3 protein-coding genes are annotated in these 2547 nt (G+C 59.7%); all 3 read left to right on the top strand.

The window, feature by feature from the left end:
* On the top strand, positions 1-683 hold a 683-nt coding region (locus QZ766_RS06390), incomplete at its 5' end, for a LysR family substrate-binding domain-containing protein (protein WP_297198987.1).
* 117 nt (positions 684-800) lie between these two features.
* Entirely contained in the window at positions 801-2021 is a 1221-nt protein-coding gene (gene mlc, locus QZ766_RS06385) for a sugar metabolism global transcriptional regulator Mlc (RefSeq protein ID WP_297198984.1), read from the top strand.
* Positions 2022-2218: 197 nt separating this feature from the next.
* Positions 2219-2547 (top strand): ATP-dependent dethiobiotin synthetase BioD (gene bioD, locus QZ766_RS06380; RefSeq protein WP_297198982.1); only part of this gene is annotated, 329 nt, incomplete at its 3' end.

Below are 2547 nucleotides of genomic sequence, written 5' to 3'. Positions count from 1 at the left end.
CGCAGGTTGAGGAGGCCGCCGCCAGGGCCGCGCGTTTGCATCAGGGGGAAACCGGCGAGCTGCGGCTGGGGTTTACCTCCTCGGCGCCGTTTATCCGCGCCGTGTCTGTGACGCTGTCACGTTTTCGCCGCCAGTATCCCGATGTGCATATTCAGACCCGCGAGAGCAGCACCCGGGAGCAAATCACTCCGCTGAACGAAGGGCTGCTGGATTTGGGGCTGATGCGCAAAACCCGGCTGCCCGAAACGCTGGCCCATAAGGTTATACGCCACGAACCGCTGCTGGCCACCGTGCACCGCGATCATCCTCTGGCGGCGCGGGGATCGGTGTCTCTGGCGGAGCTGGTGGCCGAGCCGCTGGTCTTTTTCGACGCGCTGGGCGGTACCGGGCTGTACGACGATATTCTGAGCCTGCTGCGGCCGTTCGGTACGCCGGTGATCACCCAGGAAGTGGGCGAGGCAATGACCATTCTCGGACTGGTCTCCGCCGGGCTGGGGATCTCAATTCTTCCCGCCTCTTTTCGCCGGGTGCAGCTGGACGAGGTGCGCTGGCTGCCCATCGTCGATAAAGAGGCGGTGTCTGAAATGTGGCTGGTGTGGTCACAACACCGGGAGCTGAGCCAGGCGGCGATCCGCTTTCGCGAGCAGCTGCTGATGGCGGCTTCGGTGGATATTTACGAATGAAAGTGGCAAAAATTGTGCGGTAAATCACAGGGCTAAGCAAAAAATTGACCATTTTAGGGAAAGTGCTTCACCATAGGGAAGTTTATTTCGAAGCGCGAAAATAAAAGGGAGCCTGCGGTGGCAGCAGACAATCAGCCGGGACACATCGATCAGATTAAGCAGACCAACGCGGGGGCGGTGTACCGCCTCATCGATCAGCTCGGCCCGGTTTCGCGTATCGACCTTTCCCGCCTCGCCCAGCTGGCGCCCGCCAGCATTACCAAAATCGTGCGCGAAATGCTGGAAGCCCACCTGGTGCAGGAAACCGAGATCCAGGAGCCGGGCAGCCGCGGGCGACCGGCGGTAGGGCTGATGGTGGAAACCGAGGCCTGGCACTATCTCTCCCTGCGCATCAGCCGCGGCGAGCTCAATATTGCCCTGCGTGATTTGAGCAGCAAGCTGGTGGTTGAAGAGGCGCTGCCGCTGCCGCTGGAAGACGACCGGCCGTTTTTGCAGCGTATTATTGAGCATATTGACGCCTTTTTTATTCGCCACCAGCACCGGCTGGAGCGGCTGACCTCCATCGCCATTACTCTGCCGGGCATTATCGACACTGAAAACGGCATCGTGCTGCGGATGCCGTTTTATGAGGACGTGAAAGACGTGCGGCTCGGGGAGACGCTGGCCTCCCGCACCGGCGTGCCGGTCTATCTGCAGCATGATATTAGCGCCTGGACCATGTCCGAGGCGCTGTTTGGCGCCTCGCGCGGCGCCCGGGACGTTATTCAGGTGGTTATCGATCACAACGTGGGCGCGGGGGTGATCACCGACGGCCGCCTGCTGCACGCGGGCAGCAGCAGCCTGGTGGAGATAGGCCATACCCAGGTCGATCCCTACGGCAAACGCTGCTACTGCGGCAACCACGGCTGCCTGGAGACTATTGCCAGCGTGGAGAGCGTGCTGGAGCTGGCGCAGATGCGCATGGCCCAGTCCATGAGTTCACTGCTGCACCAGCAGCCGCTGACGGTGGAGTGGCTGTGCGAGGCGGCGCTGAGAGGCGACCTGCTGGCGCAGGATATTATCCGCGGCGTCGGGCAACACGTCGGGCGGATTCTTGCCATCATGGTGAATTTATTCAATCCGCAAAAGATCCTCATTGGCTCCCCGCTAAACCAGGCGTCGGAAATCCTGTTTCCCGCTATCAGCGCCTGTATCCATCAGCAGTCGCTGCCCGCCTACAGCAAGCACATCGTGGTGGAGAAAACCCAGTTTCTGAACCGGGGCACCATGACCGGGGCGGCGCTGATCAAAGACGCGCTCTATAACGGATCTCTGCTAATCAGACTGTTACAGGGCTAACAATTTTTCGCTGCCCACGCAAAAATTGCGCTAACGCAATCCCGGCTCATTCCTCAGAGCGTAAACTTTCCAGTCTCGGAATTTTCATCCTGTTAATTATTCATATCCGCCAGACTTCAGGTTACCGGCGGCGGTAAGCCGCCTGAACAGCCTGTAGCAGGGCGGGTATAAACGCTGGCAAAGCTGTGGAGTGCGTCATGCTTAAGCATTTATTTATTACCGGTACGGATACGTCGGTTGGCAAAACAATCGTATCGCGCGCCATCCTGCAGGCCCTTGCTGCCGCAGGAAAAAGCGTGGCGGGCTACAAACCGGTGGCTAAAGGCAGTAAAGAGACGGCAGAAGGCCTGCGCAACAAAGATGCGCTGGTGCTGCAAAGTGTTGCCAGCATCGATCTGCCTTATAGCGCGGTTAATCCTATTGCCCTGAGCGAAGAGGAGAGCAGCGTCGCCCACAGCAGCCCGGTTGACTATACCCTGCTATCCCAGGGGCTTGCTGGCCTGAGCAGCCGGGTGGATCACGTGGT

Origin of the sequence: uncultured Pluralibacter sp. (genome assembly GCF_913775985.1) — a bacterium.
Classification (GTDB): domain Bacteria; phylum Pseudomonadota; class Gammaproteobacteria; order Enterobacterales; family Enterobacteriaceae; genus Pluralibacter.
Note: the sequence above shows the minus strand (reverse complement) of the source record. Positions and strands in the feature narration are given on the sequence as shown.